Origin of the sequence: Streptomyces yatensis (assembly GCF_018069625.1) — a bacterium.
In the GTDB taxonomy this organism is placed as follows: Bacteria; Actinomycetota; Actinomycetes; order Streptomycetales; family Streptomycetaceae; genus Streptomyces; species Streptomyces yatensis.
In genome coordinates this window covers 3,760,163-3,778,366 of record NZ_CP072941.1, presented here as the reverse complement: position 1 = coordinate 3,778,366, position 18,204 = coordinate 3,760,163, and the positions used below count along the sequence as shown (strand labels likewise).

The window sequence follows — 18,204 nt, the reverse complement described above, 5'->3', positions numbered from 1 at the left end:
TCCGGCGGGCCGTCAGCTCGGCTTCGACCACGGCCACTTCGGCCCACCGCCCGGTTTTCCCTCCGGGTCGTACTCATAGGCCCAGCCCCGGACCAGGCCCAGCCGCTTGGAGGTGGCGGCCGGAACCCTGCGGTAGACATGCACCGTCGGCGGTTCGCCCGCCTCGTTCTCCACCGGCACCTCGTAGGTCTTGGGCGGCTGGCCGGTGAGGCCGACCAGCACCGGCAGCACCCGGCCGTCCAGCGGCCCGCCCACGAAGGGCGTCTCCTCGCTTCTCACCGCACCAGTCTCACAGCATCGTCCGCGCCCCGGCCGTCACCGGCCGCGCCCACCACAGCAGTCACCGATCGCACCCGTCACCGATCGCCCCCGTCACAGCAGATGCGACGCCTCGCCCAGCGCGGGCACGACACGGCGGGCCAGCCGCCCGATCGAGCCCTCGGCGGGCTCCATGATGAGCGCGGCCCGCATCACCCGGGCCGCCTGCGGATCGGTGGTCGCGGTGGCGGTCAGCATCGCCACGAACTGGTCCACCAGCCAGTCGCGCAGCTCCTCCACCGGCGGCTGCTTCTCCTCGTCCAGCCAGATCAACGAGGCCGCCTCGACGGCCGTGATCCAGGTGCGCACCATCATCCGCAGCCGCGCACCGGGCCCCTTGACCGCCAGATGGAGCAGAATCTCCTCGGCCGCCGCCCGCCGCACCTCGTCCACGATCGCGTTCGTCCGCGACGTCTCGACCACGCTGCCGCTCTGCAACAGCGCGCTGAACCCGGCGTCGTGCTCGTCCACGAAGGCCAGATAGCGGTCCAGCACCCGGCTCAGCCGGCCGCTGAGCGGACCGCTCCTGGGCTCCTCGAAGCACCGCTCCAGCTCATCGGCGGCGCTGCGCAGCGCCGCCTCGTACAACTGCTGCTTACCGCCCGGGAAGTAGCGGTAGACCAGCGGACGGGAGGCTCCGGCGGCCAGGGCCACATCGTCCAGCGACACGTCCTCGGGCGCGCGATGGGCGAAGAGGCCGAGCGCGGCGGTGAGGAGTTCGGCCCGCCGCGCCTCGACGCTCAGCCTGCGGTAGCTCCCCCGCCGGGCGGCCGGCGGGCGGGCGGTGGCCGGGGATTCCGCCGCAGGGCGCGCGGCGGCGCTCGCCTCCGCCGGGGGTGTCGCCTCCGGGGGCGCCGAAGCGGTGCCGCTGCCTGTCGTCATGCCTGGCAGCGTAACCGGCCAGGGTGACGAAGCGGATGGCCCCTTGGGCCCCGGCCTGGATGGCCCCTTGGGCCCCGGCCTGGATGGGCACTGGGGTCCGGCCCGAACGCGCCCTTGGGCCGGCCGGCCCAAGGCCCCTCGGCCCGGCGGCCGATGCCCCCTGGCCCCAGCCCCGCGGGGTGTCCGCCGCGTGGCCGGGCTTCGCCCCTGGACCCGGGGGTCCGGGGCGGACTCCCCACGCGGTGGAGCCGCGTATCGACGCTGCGTGGGAAGGGGCGGGGAGGGGAAAGCATCGATATGCGGCTCCGCCGCGTGGCCCGCCGCAGGCGATCCCTAGGCCAGCAGTCCCGAGCTCTTCCACAGTCGGCGGCCCACACCCCGCATCACCCCGACGTCGTCGAGGAATTCGGTCAGCTTGCTCGCGCCGCTGCGCATCACCTCACGGCGATGGGCGCTGGCCCGCACTTGAGCGACGGCCGCGCGCCGGTCGAGCCCCACATCCGAATAGACCTTGGGGTTGATGAACGCCTGCGAGAAGATCCGGGAGAACTCGCCCGAACCGATCCGGGTCAGCTCCGCCTCCCAGCGCGGCGCCCGCAGCATCTGGCGGCGCAGCTCCTCGCGTGCGTACCGCACATGGCGCGCCTCCTCGACCACATGGATCCGGGTCACGCCGCGCACCAGCGGCTGCACGCGCTCGTCGGGGAAGGTCAGCCGCTGCATCCAGTCCAGGATCTCCTCGCCGAGGAGGGTCGCGGTGAACGAACCGGGCGTGGTGGAGATCGCCTTGAAGATCCGGCCCAGGTTGTGGTGGAGCCGGGTGACCGGATAGGCCGGGGTGCCGCTCTTGGTGATCAGCCGCGCGAACATCTTGGAGTGGCGGCACTCGTCGGCGATCTCGGTGAGCGCGTACCGCACATGGGCGCTGGTCGCGGGCTTGTCGTAGATGTGCCGGGTCATGAGCTGGATCAGGATGATCTCGAACCATATGCCCAGCGAGGCGAGCGCCGCCGCCTCGTGCCGGGCCAGCAGTTGCCGCTGCTCCTCGGACATCTGCCGCCACATGGGCGTGTCGTAGAGCGAGACCAGCTCCGGTGGCCAGAACCACTTGCCGGGCTCGAACGGCGCGTCCCAGTCGAGTTCGGTGTCGGGGTCGAAGGAGTGCTTGGCGGAGGATTCGAGCAGTCGCTCCGCGACCCGTTCGCGGTCCTTGATCAGCCCGAGCGCGTCCCGGAGCGCGGGCGGTTCGGTCGTGGTGGTCATCGCTGAGGGCACCTCACTGGTGGCTCGGACAAACGCCGGTGGGATGGGTTACCGGTGGATACCTCTTATGAGACTCTGTGTCAGCAAGGGCGTCAATCCCTTGGGGAGGTCTTATTGACCGGCGAGTAACGGTCATGTGAGCCTGCCGAGTACGCATCCGTTCACGGGGGAGCGAGGCGAAGGAGGCGTCGGTGTCGACGCAAGAGCTCTACGCGATGGATCCCGGGGACCCCCACTGGCAGGTGCCCGCCGGTGGCGCCGCCCGATTCAGCTGGGAGTACGACGACCACCGGGCCCGGCTGCTCGCCCTCTACCAGAAGGGCAAGGACAAGCAGTGGGACGCGGTCAAGCGGATCGACTGGGGCCTGGAGGTCGATCCGTACGACCCGCTGGGAACCCCCGATGAGTCGCTCGCCCTCTACGGCACCCGCCACTGGGACCGGATGACCGAGCGGGACAAGGGCGAGCTGCGGCACCACGTCGCCGCCTGGCAGTTCAGCCAGTTCCTCCACGGCGAACAGGGTGCGATGGTGTGCGCGGCCCGGATCGTCGAGGCCGCGCCCGACCTCGACGCGAAGTTCTACTCCGCCACCCAGACCATGGACGAGGCGCGCCACGCCGAGCTCTACAGCCGCTTCCTGCACGACAAGCTCGGCACCTTCTACCCCATCAACACCGATCTGCGGACCCTCCTCGGCGACACCCTCCGCGACTCCCGCTGGGACATGGCGTATCTGGGCATGCAGGTGCTCATCGAGGGCCTGGCGCTCGCCGCGTTCGGCCTCATCCGCGACACCACCGACAAGCCGCTGCCCCAGCAGATCCTCGCCTATGTCATGCAGGACGAGGCCCGCCATGTCGCCTTCGGCCGGATGGCCCTGCGCGACTACTACCGGCAGCTGAGCGATGCGGAGCTGCGGGAGCGCGAGGAGTTCGTCATCGAGGGCTGCTACCTGATGCGCGACCGGCTGCGCGGGGTGGAGGTCCTGGAGAACTTCGGCATCCCGAAGGCCGAGGCCGAGGAGTACTGCGAGCAGTCGCCGTTCCTGCATATGTTCCGCAAGCTGCTGTTCAGCCGGATCGTCCCCTGTGTGAAGGACATCGGGCTGTGGGGCGAGCGGCTTCAGCGGGCCTATGTCGACATGGGCGTGCTGGAGCTGGGCGACAGCAACCTCGACCTGCTGATGAGCCAGGACGAGGAACTCGCCGAGCGGCTGGACCAACGGCGCTTCGCGGCGGAGGAGGCGGCGCGCACGGGCGAGGTCGAGGAGGCGATCGCCGAGGGCGCGGCCGAGGCCCAGGCATGAGACCGGATGGGGCCGGGTGGGCCCGAGTGGGCCCGGGTGGGCCCAGGTGAGACCTTACGGCCCCCTCAACCTCCCCTCGAACCAGTGTCCTTGGTAGGTTCTTGATCACCGCCAGCGGAGAAGGCCGAGGTCATTGGGGTGACCTCGGTCCGATGGCGTTCATATGCCTTCATATGAAGGAACGGCCGAAGGGTGCTCTCCACGGCGGTGGGGGGCACACCTTTGTTCCGGCGTTCCGGAGGATGATGGTGGGGTGCGGATTCGAACGAGCACCAGTGAAGAACTCCCCGTCCTCCAGGACATAGAGCGCGCCGCCGGACTCTGCTTCCGGGACATCGGGATGGACGAAGTCGCCGATGACGAGCCCCTGAGCCTGGAGGAGCTGAGCCGCTACCAGCGGGCCGGACGGGCCTGGGTCGCGGTGGACGACGCCGACCGGGCGATGGCGTACCTGATCACCGACCCCGTCGACGGAAACGTCCACATCGAGCAGATCTCGGTCCACCCCGACAGCGCCCGCCGTGGTGTGGGACGGGCCCTGATCGACCACATCGCGGTGCGGGCCGCCGACGACGGCGTCCCCGCGCTCACCCTGACCACCTTCGTCGACGTGGCCTGGAACGCCCCGTACTACGCCGCACGGTGCGGCTTCCGGGCCCTGACCGAGGCCGAGCTGACCCCCGGCCTCCTGGAGATCCGGCGCTGCGAGGCGGGCCATGGGCTGGACCGCTGGCCACGGGTGTGCATGCGCCGGGATGTGGGCCTGGGGCGGGCCGCGACGGGCTAGGGGCGTCCGACGGATCTTGACGCGTACGGGGCCCGCTCCCCTCCCCGCCTCTTCCCGCGGCGCCGAATGCGGCTTCGCCGCGTGGCGGGACTTCGCACCTCAATCTGGGGTCCAGGGGCGAAGCCCCTGGTAACGGGAAGGGGCGGGGAGGGGAAAGCATCGATATGCGGCTCCGCCGCGCGGGCCGCCTGACACCCCGTAGCGTGGGCCATGGCACAGCACGGGCGCGGCCCCGAGGTGGCGGAGGCCGCCGCCTGGGGTCTGCCGTTCGGATCAGACCCCGCGAGCCCGGCCTCGAACGACGGACCCTAAGCGCACAGCTCCTCCACCGCCCGCCCGAGCGCCCGTATCCGCGCCGTCTCGTCCGCCCGCCGCCACACCAGGCCGAGCATCGAGTCCGGTACCCCCTCGACCGGTACGAAGGTGATGTCCCGGCGGCGGTGATACTCCGCCGTCGGGGCGCACAGCAGCATCCCGCCCCGGCCCGCCGCGACCGCCGCCAGCCCCTCCTGGAGCGTGTGCACCCGCGGCCCGCGCGGGATGGGCCGCCCGCTGGGGGTGAGGGCGGGCGCCATCGCGTCGTGCCAGTAGCGCGGCGCGGGGGCGGACGGGCCGATCAGCGGGCTCTCGGACAGCGCCTCGGCATCCACCCGGGCGCGGCCGGCGAACGGATGGCGGGCGGAGACCACCACCGTCCGCGGCTGCTTGGAGAAGACCGGCCCGAGGACCAGATCGGGCTCGACGACCGGCAGACACACGATCGCGGCGTCCACCTCGCCGGCCCGCACCGCGCCGAACGGATCGGCCAGCGGGACCTCCACGGTCGTCGTCTCACAGCCGGGGTGGCGGTCGCGGAAGGCCGCGATGGCCGCCGTCACCCGTTCATCGGCGGCCCCCTGGAAGCCGATCCGCAGCACGCCCTCCACCCCGCGCGCCGCCCCGCGGGCGCTCTCGACGGCCCCGTACAGCGCCTCGTAGGCGGGCCGGAGATCGGCCAGGAACCGCTCGCCGAACGGGGTCAGCCGCGCCCGGCGGCTGGTGCGCTCCAGCAGCCGGGCGCCGATCCGGCGCTCCAGGGACCGCAGCAGCTGGCTCACCCTGCTCTGCGAGATGTACAACCGCTCAGCGGCGCGCCCGAAGTGCAACTCCTCGCTCAGCGCGAGGAAGCACTCCAGCTCGCGGATCTCCAACCCGGCCATGGCCTCCCCGTTGGTCGCGCTCGCGCCGACGCCCATTGCCTCTCCTGGACGCGCATCGCGTTGACGCGCATCGCGTTGACGCGCATCGCGTTGACGCGCATCGCGTTGACGCGCATCGCGTTGACGCGCATCGCATTGAACGCGGCTCGCGTTGACGCGCATTGATGAGCCTCGCTCATAGAAGTCTGAGAACTTCGGCGTTGTTCCCGCAGGGGCACAGCTGTTCGCTAAAGACATGTCCAATAGCACGGAACTCACCGCTCCGGCAGGCACATCCGGGTCACCTCCGGCAGTGCGCTCGCCGCTCAGGGCCTGGCTGGCCGTCGTCGCCGTCGCGGTCGGCACCTTCTCGGTGGTCACCACCGAGATGCTGCCGGTCGGCCTGCTGACGTCGATCGGCTCCGCGCTCGGCGTCTCGGACGGTACGGCGGGCCTGGCCATGACCGTGCCCGGGCTGGTCGCCGCGTTCGCCGCCCCGCTGCTCACCGTCACCGTGGGCCGCTTCAACCGGCGGCTGGTGCTGTGCGGTCTGATGGGGCTGCTGGCCGTCGCCAACCTGCTGTCCGCACTCGCGCCCGGCTTCGCCGTCCTGCTGTTCGCCCGGGTGCTGGTCGGGGTGAGCATCGGCGGGGTGTGGTCGATCGCCGGCGGGCTCGCGGTGCGGCTGGTGCCCGAGCGGTCCGTGGGCCACGCCACCACGCTGATCTTCAGCGGTATCGCGGTGGCCTCGGTCCTCGGGGTGCCGATCGGGACGCTCATCGGCGATCTGGTCCACTGGCGGATCGCGTTCGCCGCCTTCGCCGCCCTGTCGCTGGCCGTGGCCGCCGCCATGGCCGTCACCCTGCCGCCGCTGCCCACGGCCGGGACGATCCGGCTGCGCGAGGTGCCCGGGCTGTTCCGCAACGTCCGGCTGCGGACCGGCCTCATCACCACCCTGCTGCTGGTCACCGGCCACTTCGGGGCGTACACCTACGTCCGCCCGGTGCTGGAAGACGTCGCCGGAGTCGGGGCGGGCCTGATCAGCACCCTGCTGCTGGTGTACGGCGTGGCGGGCATCGCCGGGAACTTCCTGGCCGGCACCACCGCCCACCGCGATCCGCGCCGCACCCTCATGGTCATCTTCACCCTGCTCGCGGCGGCCGAGCTGCTGATCCCGGTCGCCGGTTCCACGACGGCGGGGGCGGCCGTACTGCTGCTGGTGTGGGGCCTGGCGTACGGCGGGGTGTCGGTGACCTGCCAGACCTGGGTGCTGCATGCGGCGCCGGACGCGCGGGAGGCGGCGTCGGCGCTCTTCGTCGGGGTCTTCAACGTGGCGATAGCGCTGGGCGCGCTGCTCGGCGGCCGGGCGGCGGACGGGATCGCGGTCCCCAGCGTGATGTGGTTCGGGGGCGGGCTCGTGGTCCTCGCCCTGGCGACCATGGCGCTCTTCGGCAGCCGGGGGACCGTCCCGGCGTCCGGCCGGACGGGGGCCTCGTCGGGCCAAGGGGCCACGTCAAGCCATGTGGACCAGGCGCTCAGGTGAGACCCTGAAACCAGGGGACTCGTCTGCGCGGGAGTGGGTCCGATGGCAGTGAGCATGCATGTGGTCTGGAGCAAATGCGAGCCGGGACGCGTCATCTACGAGACGCATGCGATCGAGACGGTCACCGACGGCTCGGGCGTCCACGCGACCGTCGACAGCCACACGTATGAGATCTCCGTGCGCAGCCGTGCCCAGGCGGAGTCCATCGCGGACGAGGAGGGCTACGAGCTGTACCGGAAGGGCGAGGCGTGGGAGAGCCTCCCCGAGGAGGAGGAGTGAGCGGGCTGAGGGGAACGAGCAGGAGCAGCGCCCGCGGGCGCTGCTCCTTGTCGCTGACCCGACGGGCCTGCCCTCGCCTGACGGGCCTGCCCTCGTCGTAGAGCCTTCAGCGGCGGCCCCGGAGCGTGAGACGACGGGGCCGCCGCCGCACGCTCGGGGCCGGAGACGGGGGCCGTCTCAAGTGCCCGGTTTGGACACGGGGCCCCGCCCCGAGCTCCGGGCTCGGGAACGGCTCATCTCAAGCTCCGAGCTCGGGGATGGGCCCGGCTCAAGCTCCGAGCTCGGGGATGGGCCCGGCTCAAGCTCCGGGCTCGGGAATGGGCCCGGCTCAAGCTCCGGGGCTCGGGGACGGGCCCGTCTCACTCCTCGCCGTGACCCAGCAGGAAGTCCACATCCCGCCGCTCGGTGCCCGCCGCGCCGCCGACCGTGATCTGGCGGGTGGCCGGGGCGTAGCCGCTGGCCACCACCGTGTAGTGGTCGCCGGTGAGCGCCTCGAAGCCGAAGGCCCCGTCGTCACCGGTGATGACCTGGCCGACCACGTCACCGGACGCGTCCAGCAGCGAGACCCGGGTGTCCCCGAGCGGCCGGCCGCCCCGGTCCCGTACGGTGCCCCGGACCCGGGCCGCCGGCGGCAGCTCCGCGTCCACCCGCACCGGCTCACCGACGGCGAGCGCCACCTGGGTGGCGTACGGCCGGTGCCCGGCGGCGGCCACGGTCAGCGTGTACGTCCCCGGGGTCAGCTCCGGCAGCGCGAACTCGCCCTTCTCGTCGGCGGTCGCCGTCGCCGCCACCTCGCCCTCGGGCCCGGTGGCCGTGGCGGTCGCACCGGCCAGCGGCTCCCCGCCGACGGCGCGTACGGACCCGGTCAGTCCGCCCCCGCCGGACAGCCGCAGATCGCAGACCACCGGCAGGTCCGTCACCAGCAGTGTGGCGGCCTGCGGCTGGTACCCGGTGGCCGAACCGATGAGGACGACGCTCGCGGTGTCCGGGGCGGGCACGCGGTACCGGCCGTCGCGGCCGGTGACGGTACGGCCGAGCTGACGGCCGCCGGTGTCGATGAGGGTGATGGCGGCGTCGGCGAGCGGGGTGCCGCCGGGGCCGAGGACCCGGCCGTGGATGACGCCGCCGGTGAGGGCGGACACGTCCTCCGCCGCGTAATCGGCGTAGGCGAGGTCCCCGGCCTCTGTCGCAGAATCTGTCGTGGTCCCTGTCGCGGTCTCCGTGGCAGTCGAGGCGGCCGGGGCGCCCACGAGCGCGGGGACGGCCACGGGCGCGGAGTCGGCCACCGGGGCGGAGTCTGTCGCGGGCGCGGGCGCCGAGGTGGCCACGGGAGCCGAGCCCGCCAGCCCGGCGCGCCGGCGCGCGGGCAGGAACAGGGCGATCAGCAGGCCGCCGACCGAGGCGGCACACGCCACCAGGAACGACGTCTGGAACCCGTCCTTGCTCGGCAGCGGCACCCCACCGAAGTCGGTCGTCTGGTGTGCCAGGATCACGCCCACCACCGCGCTGGAGGTGGACATGCCGATGGACCGCATGAGGGTGTTGAGCCCGTTCGCCGCCCCCGTCTCGGCGGCCGGAACGGCGCTGACGATGAGCGTGGGCATCGCCGAGTACGCGATGCCGATGCCGATGCCGAGCGCGGTGGACAGCACCACGATCTGCCAGATGTAGTCCATCATCACCAGGCCCGCGCCGTACGTCGCGCCGATCACGATCAGCCCGAGGACCAGCGAGACCTTCGGCCCCTTCGCGGCGTTGATCCGCGCGGACAGCGGCGAGACCAGCATCATCGCCACGCCCATCGGGGCGAAGTAGAGCCCCGCCATGACCATCGACTGGCCCAGGCCGTAGCCGGTGGCCTTCGGCAGCTGCAGCAGCTGCGGAAGGATCAGCGACATCGCGTAGAACGAGAAGCCGACCATGATCGAGGTGAGATTGGTGAGCAGCACCTGACGCCGCGCCGTGGTCCGCAGATCGACCAGCGGCTCGGCGGTGCGCAGCTCGAAGACGCCCCACAGCAGCAGGATCACCACGGCCGCGCCGAACAGCCCGAGCGTGGTGCCGCTCGTCCAACCCCAGTCACCGCCCTTGGTGATGGGCAGCAGCAGACAGACGAGTCCGGCCGTCAGCCCGAGCGCGCCGATGACGTCGAAGCGGCTGGGGGTGCGGACGGAGGACTCCGGGATGACGGTGAGCACCAGGGCGATCGATATCAGGCCCAGCCCCGCGGCCCCGTAGAAGAGCACATGCCAGCTGGTGTGCTGCGCCACGAACGCGGCGGCGGGCAGCCCCAGCGCACCGCCGATGCCCAGCGACGAGCTCATCAGAGCCATCGCCGAGCCCAGCTTCTGCGGCGGCAGCTCGTCCCGCATGATGCTGATGCCGAGCGGAATGGCCCCCATGGCCCCGCCCTGGATGGCCCGGCCGATCACCATCACCACCAGGTCGGAGGTGACGGCGCAGGTCAGCGAGCCGATAACCATCAGCGCCAACGCGACCATCAGCATCCGGCGCTTGCCGAACATGTCCCCGAGCCGGCCCATGACCGGGGTGGAGACGGCGCCGGCGAGCAGGGTGGCGGTGACCACCCAGGACGCGTTGGAGCTGGTGGTGTGCAGCAGCTGGGGCAGCTCGGTGACGAGCGGAACGACCAGCGTCTGCATGACGGACACGGCGATACCGCAGAACGCGAGCACCGCCACGAAGCCACCGCCGACCTCCCGCGGGAGCGGCGTGCCGGACGGCGCGGCGCTCAGACGTTCCGCGACGCGAGGTGGGGCTGACTGGGGCATGCGAATGCCGCCTCCAAAGAGATTTCGAGAGATGTGCGAAAAGGAGAACGAGGAGAGATGTGCATCCTACACATGGCGTGTATCGTGCACACTTCCAATGAGGGGCGCGGGGGAGGCGAGGAGGAATCGTGCCGGATCGGCGGCTGGAGCGGCTGGAGCGCGAGCTCATGCTGGTGGCCAGGTGTTCAGTGCTGACACCTCGCGAACGGAAGGGCCAGGCCACGGAGGCCCAGGACTCCCCGGCGCAGCCGAACACCGGCCCGACCCCCAAGGAGCCCCACCCGGATCGCTGCACCGACGAGCCCTGCGCCGTCCCCACCCGCCTGGACCGCTCCGGCTATCTGCTCCTCTCCCGCCTCGACGCCGAGGGCGCGATGTCCATCGGCCAGCTGGCCGACGCGTTCCAGCTGGACGTCTCGACCGTCAACCGCCAGACCGGTGCCCTGCTCCGGGCCGGTCTCGTCGAACGCATCCCGGACCCCGACGGCGGCCTGGCCCGCAAGCTCCGCATCACCCCGCAGGGCGCCGACCGCATGGCGGCGGAACGGACGTGCCGGCAGACCGACCTGTCTCGGCTGCTGGAGTCGTGGCCCTCCGACGAGGTGGCCCGCCTCGAGGACATCCTCACCCGCTTCAACCGCGAGGTGGAGCGCCAGGAGGGCCGGGCCTGGCCCCGCGAGCCGGGCGAGGCGTGACGCCTTCGGGAATGACGCGAACGCCTCTGAACGCTTCCGGAATGACGGTGGCGCCGAGGGCGTTGCCGCAGACAGGAGACATGACGCCTGTCCCACCGGGCAGCAGCCGGGAGACACCGGAGGGAGCCGCATGCGAGACACCGGAAGGTGCCGCATGAGAGACACCGGACGGTGCATCACCCGAAACCGAACCGCATACCGAGGAGGCCAGGAAGAGATGACCACCCCCGCTTCCCACCCCAAGACCACCGGCACCGGCGGACACCGCGTAGACGTGGAGCGCGGCTCCCAGCACGTCACGGTCACGATCGACGGCCGCGTCGTCGCGGAGTCGTCCCGCCCCCTGCTCGTCCACGAGACGGGTCTTCCCGTCCGCTACTACCTCCCCCCGGAGGACGTGGACCTGACCCTCTTCCAGCCGACCGACTCCCACACCACCTGCCCCTTCAAGGGCGAGGCCGCGTACTGGACCTACCGCGGCGCGGCAGGCGATGAGGCGGAGCCCCGGCCGGACGTGGTGTGGGCGTACCCGCAGCCGATCGAGAAGGTGGCGGAGATCAAGGACCATCTGTCGTTCTACGACGAGGTGGCAAAGATCGAGATCTCGGAGTAACGACTCGGCCGGACCGGAGGAACGACCCGGCCGGACCGGAGGAACGACCCGGAGCGAAGTAACGACCCGAAGCCGAAGGCGCCACACCAGGCAACACAGCCACCACACCAGGCATCACCCCATCAGGGGCCTTCCGGGAACCCCCCGGAGGGAACCCCTGACGCGTGCACATCCACGCGTACTCGTGGCTCGGCGAGAAGGAACTGTTCGACCGCGAGTCCCTCCGCCGCCCACCGGACCGCCTCCGCGCGCCCGTCACGGCGGAGGACGAGGCGTACGACCGCGAGCACGAGGCATACGACCGCGAGGACCAGGAGCGCTACCGCACCCTCCTGGAAACCTTCCGCCACTCGGATCTCCCTCCACTGGAAACGTCCCTCTGGCTGCTGAAGTCCCCCGCCCTCATCCGCGCCACCTTCGAGGAGCCCAAGGACGCGGCGGCCTGGCTGGGCCGCGAACTGACCGAACACGCCTCCGGCTTCCTCTCCCACCAGGAAGCCGACACCGCCCGCCTGGCCCGCCTGGTCACCACGGCCGCCGACCGCCTGACCCACGGCACGGACGTCTCCTTCGGCTTCTACCTGGGCCGCACCTCATTCCTCTCCCTGGCCCTGGTGACGTGCTCTCCGAACCACTGGGCCCCGGACCTGCCCTGCCCCCTGAGATGACCCCGCCGGAGTGCGTCCGCGCATCCGGCGGGGTCGTGGTGCAGGCGCCTGAGCCGTAAGGGGTGCCGCTCAGCCGAAGTTCACGTCACTGCACAGGAAGTACGTCTGGTCCATGTGCGACGCCTGCCAGATGGTGTAGACGACGTGGCGGCCGGTGTAGCCGGAGGTGCTGACGTCGATCGCGTAGTTCTGGCTGGGGGCGTACTTGCCGGTCGTGGTGACCAGTTGCAGGTCACTCCACTTGAGCGGCTGGGTGGTGGGGTCGTACCCCTGGCGGGACACATACACCTTGAAGTAGTCCGCACCGTGGCTGGCCTGGTCGTACAGCTTGACGGTGAACTTGCCGCCGATGTTCGTCGTCTGCCAGGCGCCCGGCGTGTCCAGCGAGTTGTAGCGGCCGCCCTCGGTGTGGCCACCGCTGCACAGTTGCCCGTCGGGGATCACCGCCGGGAAGTTGCCGGCGGAGCCGTTGCGGTACAGCCCGTTCCAGTTCCACATGGCGTTCGGGTTGTCCTGCCAGGCCTGCCAGCACATGGGGTCCAACTTCGCCATCTCAGGGTTCTGGAAGTCGTCGCCCCAGCGCAGCCAGCAGCCGTAGTTGCGGGAGGCCGGGTCTACGACCGACCCATGGGCGCTCGCGGTGGTGGACCACGGGATCAGGCACAGCAGCGCCGCGGCTAGCAGACCAAGGGCGCGAGACGCCCAACGTAAGGAATTGCCGCGTTCATGACAAAGCATTCGCGATCTTCCTCCATCGTCCGTGGGGAGTGGTGGGGATGTGGTGGGAGCGCTCCCAAGTTGCCTGCTTCCCGAACGACGAGACCTCGAAACATGAGACCTCGAACCTGGAGGCGAGGCGGCAACACCCCACCCCGAAGCGCCGACCGACCCCGAACTGCCCAGAACCCAAGTCAGGTTGACCTCCCCGGCGGTGCAGCCCGCCCCGACCCGGGGTAGTCGGCAGGGCATGGGCGAGATTCTGGTCGGCACCTGTTCATGGACGGACCGCGCGCTGGTGTCCAGCGGCTGGTACCCGCCGGGGCTGCGCGACGCGGAGGGAAGACTGCGGCACTACGCCGCCCGGTTCCCGGTGGTGGAGGTCGACGCCACGTACTACTCCCTGCGCAGCGCCCGTAACAGCGCCCTGTGGACCGAGCGCACCCCGGACGGATTCCGCTTCGACGTCAAGGCGTTCTCCCTGCTCACCGGGCACCCGACGACCCCCAAGGCCCTGCCCGCCGACCTGCGCCCCGCACTGGCCGGACGAAGGGGTGCACGCCCGAGGCCCGCAACCATCGATCCGGGGCTGCTCGACGAGGTATGGCAGCGCTTCAGCGGAGCGCTCGAACCACTGAAGAAGGCTGGGCGCCTGGGCACCCTTCTCTTCCAATTCCCACCCTGGTTCGCCCCGGACGACACACAGGCAAAGCCGTTCCTCGCCCAATGCGCCCAGCGCACGGCGGACTGGCCCGTCGCTGTGGAGTTCCGTCACCCCGCCTGGTGGCAGGAGGACGAGCGCGCCGAGACCGAGGCGTTGCTCAAGGACTGGGACATGTCTGCCGTTGCCGTGGACATGACCCAGAAGCTGCCCGCCTCCATACCCCCGATCACTCCGGTCACCTCACCCCGCCTCGCGGTGGCCCGCTTCCACGGCCGTAACGACGCCTGGGGCACGGGGACCAAGGAGGAGCGGTTTCGCCACACCTACGCCACGGACGAACTGACGGAGTGGATCCCGCGTCTCCGCGGAATGGCCGAACGGGCCGACGAGGTCCACGTCCTGTTCAACAACTGCTGCGCCGACGCGGCCGTCCGCGCCGCGGAGTCGATGCGGCAGCTGCTCGGCGCACCCGTGGGCCCGGGGTGACCACATGGCCATCGCCAGTGCCCGGCCGGCGAGCCGTCGGGCGACGCCGGCGATATGTGTCGCCGGAAGATGGGAGTTGGCGACGCGATGCCAGGGCCTCGGCGACCTCGGCGACGAATCGGCATACCGTAAAAGGCTCGGTGCTCAGCCGGCCCGGTCAGCCGCCCGGAAGGGACATCCGGTGCCGACGCGCTCCTCGAGATCGGCCCGCAGAACGGCGAGCTCGGCCATACGCGTGTCGATGACCCGGATTTTCTCCTCCAACAGCGCGGACAACGCCTCAGCGGCATCCGGAGCGTCGCTCAGTTCCTCGCCGTGCTGTGCGATCTCGGCCAACGAGAAGCCGAGCGTTTGTGCGGTGCGGACGTAATGCAGCCACGTCACCGTCTCCGCCGGGAAGTCGCGATAGCCATTCGCCAGCCGCTGACCTGCGACGAGGCCGATCTTCTCGTAGAAACGAATGGTGTCCTTGGTCATACCAGCTTGCGCGGCCAACTCTCCGATACGCATGGCTCTCCCCCCGAACCGCGACTTGACCTTGGAGAGTACTCCACTGTTTACGGTGAGGCCGTCGCTGCCGTGAGACCAGCAGGAGCCTTGTCGTGATGCGTCTTTTCGCCCCTTCTCGCCGCACCTATCTTCGCCTCGTCCGCGCGAGTGCCTGGTACGACCTCGTGGTCACAGCGGGATTCGCCACACCGTGGAGCTACGCGCTGCTGCACACCGCGCTGTCGTCGCTGGGCGACACACTCGGGATGGGCGTTCTGCCCGCCCGCGACCCGATGCAGACCCTGTACGCGAACCTGATGGGTTCGGTGGTGGTGGTCTGGGCACTCCTGCGGATCGTGAAGCCGCTGCCGTTGCACGGACTCCTCGACGGTGTCGCGCGCACGCTGTTCGCCACGTGGCTGGCGTATGCGATGGCCCACGGTGCCCCGCGGCTGCTGTGGCTCTTCCTCGTCGTCGAGGTGGCGTTCGACGTCGTCCAGCTATTGCCGTGGTGGCGGGCCCGCACCAACCTCACGGACGACCCCGCCGGTCCGGTCGCCGAACACCCGCTCAGCGCCCCGGCTCGGTGATGTCCGGGTCGGGGCAGAAGCGGCGGCCCACGGGCAAGCAGGCACAGCGCCTGGGGCGCGTGGAGCCGTTGGCCCGGTAGTTCCATCGGCGTGGTAGGCCCGTGAGCGGCGGCGAGGCGAGGAGTGCAAGCGCACCGGAAGGCGAATGCCCAAGCCGTCAGCGTTCCCGCCGAGTACGGCGAGGCAGAGTTCCTGATGGCCAATGCCGTGGTGGAGCGGACCGTAGTTCTTCTTCAAGCGTGCTGAGCAGTGTCGCATCCGGCTTGAAGTCGTAAGATTCGAGCCCCGCGATATCCAGGTCACGACGCAGCAGGGCGACGGTGAGATTCCGCCACCTATAGAAGTCAGTTGGCTCGGACCCGGTCCTGGCCCACTTGGAGCAGCATTTCCGCAGGCCTAGTATCGCGCCGCGGGTGGTCTTGTCTGCACACATGCCGCCGGTCGAGTAGAACCACGTGTTCAAGCTGCGCGATACCTCGCTGGCAATCTCACGCGTGATCGGGCTGCTGTAATGAGAGAGTTGGAGGAGTGTGGAGAAGATTTCCGGATAGGACTCCAGACGGGCCTTATGGAGTTCGAGTGCCCATGCGGATTTGAGGTCAACGCGCCACTTGTTCTGATCTCTGCGGAGTTGAAACCACGTCAGGGCGCCGGTGGTTCCGCCCACAACTAACGCGACCAGTCCAGATATCAGCGCTGATGCAACTTGCTCGTTCATGGGGGCGCGTTCCTCCAGTCGTCGACAGCGCTCGCCAGGAAACGTGCGGTTGTGTGCTTCCTGCGGGCCAACGGCCTGTGGCTGAGCGCCGCAGTAGGCGAGTCTGAGCGCCTTACCTGGCGGGCAGGTTAGCGCCGGGAACATGACTCTGCTCCCGATTCGGGCGAAACCGGCACCCTGGGCGCCCACGGTCTCTCGCCCTCGGTCGCCACGACCGGGCCGGCCCCCGCGCACGGTCCGCCGAACCGTTCACCCAGCGAGATGTGCCGTCCCAGGGACAGGGAGGGTGCGGGGCCGGACGGGTGGGGTTATCCCCACCGTGTTCGGGCTCGCTACCCGGATGGCCCGGTAGATCTTGACCAAGCAGGGTGGACGCATCCGGATCTACGAGCGAAGGAAACTCTGGATGTTCAGCTTGAAGTCGGTTCGCCGCCGTGGGGCGCGGATCACCGCCGTCGGCGCTCTCGCCGTCGCGACGTGCGCCACCCTGATGACCGGCAGCGCCGGAGCGATCGTCAGCGGGACCGATCTCACTGAGCGGTACCCGTTCATGGCGACGATCCCGGAGTCGGCCCCGAAGCACGGGCTGTACGACGGTACCTGCGGGGCGTCGCTGATCGATCCGCAGTGGGTGCTGACGGCGGCCCACTGCGTACAGGGCGACGGCCTTGAGCTGGACGGCATCGTCCGGATCGGCAGCGAGGAGCGGAAGTCCGGGGGAACCGTCCGGGCGATCGAACGGACCGTCAATCCACCCCGGCTATGTGAACGGTGACGGAAAGGCCGCCAACCAGGACGACATCGCGCTGATCCGTCTGGACCGCCCGGTCACCGAGAAGCCCATCCGGGTCGCGGAGCGGGCCGCCCAACCCGGCACCCCCACCCGGATCCTGGGATTCGGCACCACCGTCGACACCGAACTGAAGTTCGCGGAGCGGTTGCGGGAGCTCGAGACGCGCAGGGGCGCCGACGCCGAATGCGCCCCCGGCTATGCGGACCGGACCCGGCTGTGCACGATCAGTCGCGTGCCCGAGGCCATGGCGTGCTTCGGGGACTCCGGTGGGCCGCAACTCCAGAAGGGCCGGCACGGGCGGTGGGAACTCGTTGGAGCCACCTCGGGCCCAGGCCCCGGGAGTCGCGTGCTCGGCCGGGCCAGGCCTGTACACCAATGTGCCGGCCTACGCGGACTGGATCCGGGAGACCCTCAAGCGCGACGCCTGACGCCTGAGGGCCGCCGGGCGTCGCATCGATCCGCTGCGATGCTCGGCGGCCACGCCGTAGTGCGGCGCCATGCAGATGATGGCCAGATGGCGGCGAAAACGTGGGCTCTTCGCCTGCAGTCGTCCTCGGCCGCACGTACGCGAAGACCCCGCACTCAGCCGCTGGGCTGATGGCGGGGTCTGCTGGCACCTTCTTCAAGGTGCCCCCGGCAGGATTCGAACCTGCGCACACGGCTCCGGAGGCCGTTGCTCTATCCCCTGAGCTACGGGGGCCTGTCGCTGCTGTCTCGCGGCGACAGGTAGAACACTATCAGCTCGCAGAGGGTGGTCATGAACGGTTATCGGGAGCTGGTGGGAGGGGGAGCGGAGGGGCGTATACCGCATGTGGAGGTGGGGGTGCAGGGGTCTTGGGGAAAGGTCCCTCGCACGGGGCGGAAGTGGGGAAAACCCGGACGCGGCCGTGGCTGCGCGCCTACTCTTCAGGGTGTGCCTGGCTTGTCCGGCCGGGTCCTTGTCGTCGACGACAACAAGGTCATCCGGCAGCTGATCAGGGTCAACCTCGAGCTGGAGGGCTTCGAGGTCGTGACCGCGGCCGATGGTGCCGAGTGCCTGGAGATCGTTCACCAGGTGCGGCCCGATGTGATCACTCTCGATGTTGTGATGCCCAGACTCGATGGGCTGCATACGGCGTCGAGGCTGCGCGCTGATGCTCGAACGTGTCATGTGCCCGTCGCGATCATCAGTGCGTGTACGCAGTACGAGATGGACAGCGGGAAGGCGCTGGGTGTCGATGCCTTCCTCGCGAAACCCTTCGAGCCCGTCGATCTTGTCGAGCTCGTGCGGAGGCTGATGCGGCAGGGCGCGGCCGGTGCGGCGGCTCCTGGTGATGCCGAGCCGGTTGTGGGGCCCACCGGGTAGTGGTGGGCCCCAGGGCCGGCCCGTCGCTTGCGGGCTGGGGGTCTCGGCTTTGGTTCGTTTCGGTGCGCCCCGTGTGC

General features: G+C 70.3%; 18 protein-coding genes, 1 tRNA gene and 1 pseudogene. 11 read left to right on the top strand and 9 right to left on the bottom strand.

Annotated features, from left to right (window positions below; translation table 11 throughout):
• Window positions 1–12 precede the first annotated feature (12 nt).
• The 3 genes from J8403_RS15265 to J8403_RS15255 form a co-directional block, all read right to left on the bottom strand.
• Window positions 13–279: a hypothetical protein gene (locus tag J8403_RS15265; protein ID WP_211123664.1), complete on the bottom strand. Its 267-nt coding sequence runs from the start codon at window positions 277–279 to the stop codon at window positions 13–15.
• A 93-nt stretch (window positions 280–372) separates the two neighbouring features.
• Window positions 373–1,200 carry a TetR/AcrR family transcriptional regulator gene (locus J8403_RS15260; RefSeq protein ID WP_246585852.1) on the bottom strand — a complete coding sequence of 276 codons (828 nt, stop codon included), beginning with the start codon at window positions 1,198–1,200 and terminating at the stop codon, window positions 373–375.
• Window positions 1,201–1,533: 333 nt separating this feature from the next.
• Window positions 1,534–2,463 (bottom strand): AurF N-oxygenase family protein, encoded by a 930-nt coding sequence (locus J8403_RS15255; protein WP_211123663.1) that lies wholly within the window; start codon window positions 2,461–2,463, stop codon window positions 1,534–1,536.
• Window positions 2,464–2,654: 191 nt separating this feature from the next.
• Between J8403_RS15255 and J8403_RS15250 the strand changes: the two genes are divergently transcribed.
• Complete coding sequence (locus J8403_RS15250; protein WP_211123662.1) at window positions 2,655–3,770, top strand: ferritin-like domain-containing protein; 1,116 nt, start codon at window positions 2,655–2,657, stop codon at window positions 3,768–3,770.
• Between the two features lie 253 nt (window positions 3,771–4,023).
• Window positions 4,024–4,557: a GNAT family N-acetyltransferase gene (locus J8403_RS15245; protein WP_211123661.1), complete on the top strand. Its 534-nt coding sequence runs from the start codon at window positions 4,024–4,026 to the stop codon at window positions 4,555–4,557.
• Between the two features lie 308 nt (window positions 4,558–4,865).
• On the opposite strand, the gene J8403_RS15240 is transcribed toward J8403_RS15245, so the two are convergent.
• A complete protein-coding gene (locus J8403_RS15240; protein WP_211128258.1) occupies window positions 4,866–5,756 on the bottom strand; it encodes a LysR family transcriptional regulator in 891 nt (296 codons plus the stop codon).
• A 235-nt stretch (window positions 5,757–5,991) separates the two neighbouring features.
• Between J8403_RS15240 and J8403_RS15235 the strand changes: the two genes are divergently transcribed.
• The gene (locus J8403_RS15235; RefSeq protein ID WP_211123660.1) at window positions 5,992–7,278 is read left to right on the top strand and encodes an MFS transporter; all 1,287 of its coding nucleotides are present in this window, start codon (window positions 5,992–5,994) and stop codon (window positions 7,276–7,278) included.
• A 42-nt stretch (window positions 7,279–7,320) separates the two neighbouring features.
• Window positions 7,321–7,557, top strand: a complete 237-nt coding sequence (locus J8403_RS15230; protein ID WP_014054887.1) for a hypothetical protein — start codon at window positions 7,321–7,323, stop codon at window positions 7,555–7,557.
• 359 nt (window positions 7,558–7,916) lie between these two features.
• Here the strand turns inward: J8403_RS15230 and J8403_RS15225 are convergent, their stop codons facing one another.
• Complete coding sequence (locus tag J8403_RS15225) at window positions 7,917–10,349, bottom strand: MFS transporter (RefSeq protein WP_211123659.1); 2,433 nt, start codon at window positions 10,347–10,349, stop codon at window positions 7,917–7,919.
• Between the two features lie 128 nt (window positions 10,350–10,477).
• Between J8403_RS15225 and J8403_RS15220 the strand changes: the two genes are divergently transcribed.
• The 3 genes from J8403_RS15220 to J8403_RS15210 all read left to right on the top strand — a co-directional run bounded on the left by J8403_RS15220 (window position 10,478) and on the right by J8403_RS15210 (window position 12,325).
• On the top strand, window positions 10,478–11,044 hold the full coding sequence (locus J8403_RS15220; RefSeq protein ID WP_246585851.1) for a MarR family winged helix-turn-helix transcriptional regulator: 567 nt from the start codon (window positions 10,478–10,480) through the stop codon (window positions 11,042–11,044).
• A 217-nt stretch (window positions 11,045–11,261) separates the two neighbouring features.
• The gene (locus tag J8403_RS15215) at window positions 11,262–11,657 is read left to right on the top strand and encodes a DUF427 domain-containing protein (RefSeq protein WP_211123658.1); all 396 of its coding nucleotides are present in this window, start codon (window positions 11,262–11,264) and stop codon (window positions 11,655–11,657) included.
• A 164-nt stretch (window positions 11,658–11,821) separates the two neighbouring features.
• A complete protein-coding gene (locus J8403_RS15210; RefSeq protein ID WP_211123657.1) occupies window positions 11,822–12,325 on the top strand; it encodes a hypothetical protein in 504 nt (167 codons plus the stop codon).
• Between the two features lie 69 nt (window positions 12,326–12,394).
• Here J8403_RS15210 and J8403_RS15205 read toward each other — a convergent pair whose 3' ends face one another.
• On the bottom strand, window positions 12,395–13,063 hold the full coding sequence (locus tag J8403_RS15205; protein ID WP_211123656.1) for a lytic polysaccharide monooxygenase auxiliary activity family 9 protein: 669 nt from the start codon (window positions 13,061–13,063) through the stop codon (window positions 12,395–12,397).
• Window positions 13,064–13,292: 229 nt separating this feature from the next.
• On the opposite strand from J8403_RS15205, the gene J8403_RS15200 reads away from it, so the two are divergent.
• Window positions 13,293–14,192, top strand: a complete 900-nt coding sequence (locus J8403_RS15200) for a DUF72 domain-containing protein (protein WP_211123655.1) — start codon at window positions 13,293–13,295, stop codon at window positions 14,190–14,192.
• Between the two features lie 144 nt (window positions 14,193–14,336).
• Here the strand turns inward: J8403_RS15200 and J8403_RS15195 are convergent, their stop codons facing one another.
• The gene (locus J8403_RS15195) at window positions 14,337–14,702 is read right to left on the bottom strand and encodes a MerR family transcriptional regulator (RefSeq protein WP_211123654.1); all 366 of its coding nucleotides are present in this window, start codon (window positions 14,700–14,702) and stop codon (window positions 14,337–14,339) included.
• A 92-nt stretch (window positions 14,703–14,794) separates the two neighbouring features.
• Between J8403_RS15195 and J8403_RS15190 the strand changes: the two genes are divergently transcribed.
• Window positions 14,795–15,271 (top strand): hypothetical protein, encoded by a 477-nt coding sequence (locus tag J8403_RS15190; protein WP_425519791.1) that lies wholly within the window; start codon window positions 14,795–14,797, stop codon window positions 15,269–15,271.
• A 157-nt stretch (window positions 15,272–15,428) separates the two neighbouring features.
• Here the strand turns inward: J8403_RS15190 and J8403_RS15185 are convergent, their stop codons facing one another.
• Complete coding sequence (locus J8403_RS15185) at window positions 15,429–15,989, bottom strand: hypothetical protein (protein ID WP_211123652.1); 561 nt, start codon at window positions 15,987–15,989, stop codon at window positions 15,429–15,431.
• A gap of 406 nt (window positions 15,990–16,395) precedes the next feature.
• On the opposite strand from J8403_RS15185, the pseudogene J8403_RS15180 reads away from it, so the two are divergent.
• A pseudogene (locus J8403_RS15180) lies at window positions 16,396–17,210 on the top strand (S1 family peptidase).
• Window positions 17,211–17,410: 200 nt separating this feature from the next.
• Here the strand turns inward: J8403_RS15180 and J8403_RS15175 are convergent.
• Window positions 17,411–17,482 (bottom strand) — tRNA-Arg (locus J8403_RS15175).
• A gap of 213 nt (window positions 17,483–17,695) precedes the next feature.
• On the opposite strand from J8403_RS15175, the gene J8403_RS15170 reads away from it, so the two are divergent.
• Window positions 17,696–18,127, top strand: a complete 432-nt coding sequence (locus J8403_RS15170; protein WP_232546197.1) for a response regulator — start codon at window positions 17,696–17,698, stop codon at window positions 18,125–18,127.
• Window positions 18,128–18,204: the final 77 nt, after the last annotated feature.

Coding starts and splice junctions, on each gene's coding strand:
- J8403_RS15260 (WP_246585852.1), bottom strand. CDS start 1,200: ATGACGACAGGCAGCGGCACCGCTTCGGCGCCCCCGGAGGCGACACCC.
- J8403_RS15255 (WP_211123663.1), bottom strand. CDS start 2,463: ATGACCACCACGACCGAACCGCCCGCGCTCCGGGACGCGCTCGGGCTG.
- J8403_RS15240 (WP_211128258.1), bottom strand. CDS start 5,756: ATGGCCGGGTTGGAGATCCGCGAGCTGGAGTGCTTCCTCGCGCTGAGC.
- J8403_RS15235 (WP_211123660.1), top strand. CDS start 5,992: ATGTCCAATAGCACGGAACTCACCGCTCCGGCAGGCACATCCGGGTCA.
- J8403_RS15230 (WP_014054887.1), top strand. CDS start 7,321: ATGGCAGTGAGCATGCATGTGGTCTGGAGCAAATGCGAGCCGGGACGC.
- J8403_RS15225 (WP_211123659.1), bottom strand. CDS start 10,349: ATGCCCCAGTCAGCCCCACCTCGCGTCGCGGAACGTCTGAGCGCCGCG.
- J8403_RS15215 (WP_211123658.1), top strand. CDS start 11,262: ATGACCACCCCCGCTTCCCACCCCAAGACCACCGGCACCGGCGGACAC.
- J8403_RS15205 (WP_211123656.1), bottom strand. CDS start 13,063: ATGCTTTGTCATGAACGCGGCAATTCCTTACGTTGGGCGTCTCGCGCC.
- J8403_RS15200 (WP_211123655.1), top strand. CDS start 13,293: ATGGGCGAGATTCTGGTCGGCACCTGTTCATGGACGGACCGCGCGCTG.
- J8403_RS15195 (WP_211123654.1), bottom strand. CDS start 14,702: ATGCGTATCGGAGAGTTGGCCGCGCAAGCTGGTATGACCAAGGACACC.
- J8403_RS15185 (WP_211123652.1), bottom strand. CDS start 15,989: ATGAACGAGCAAGTTGCATCAGCGCTGATATCTGGACTGGTCGCGTTA.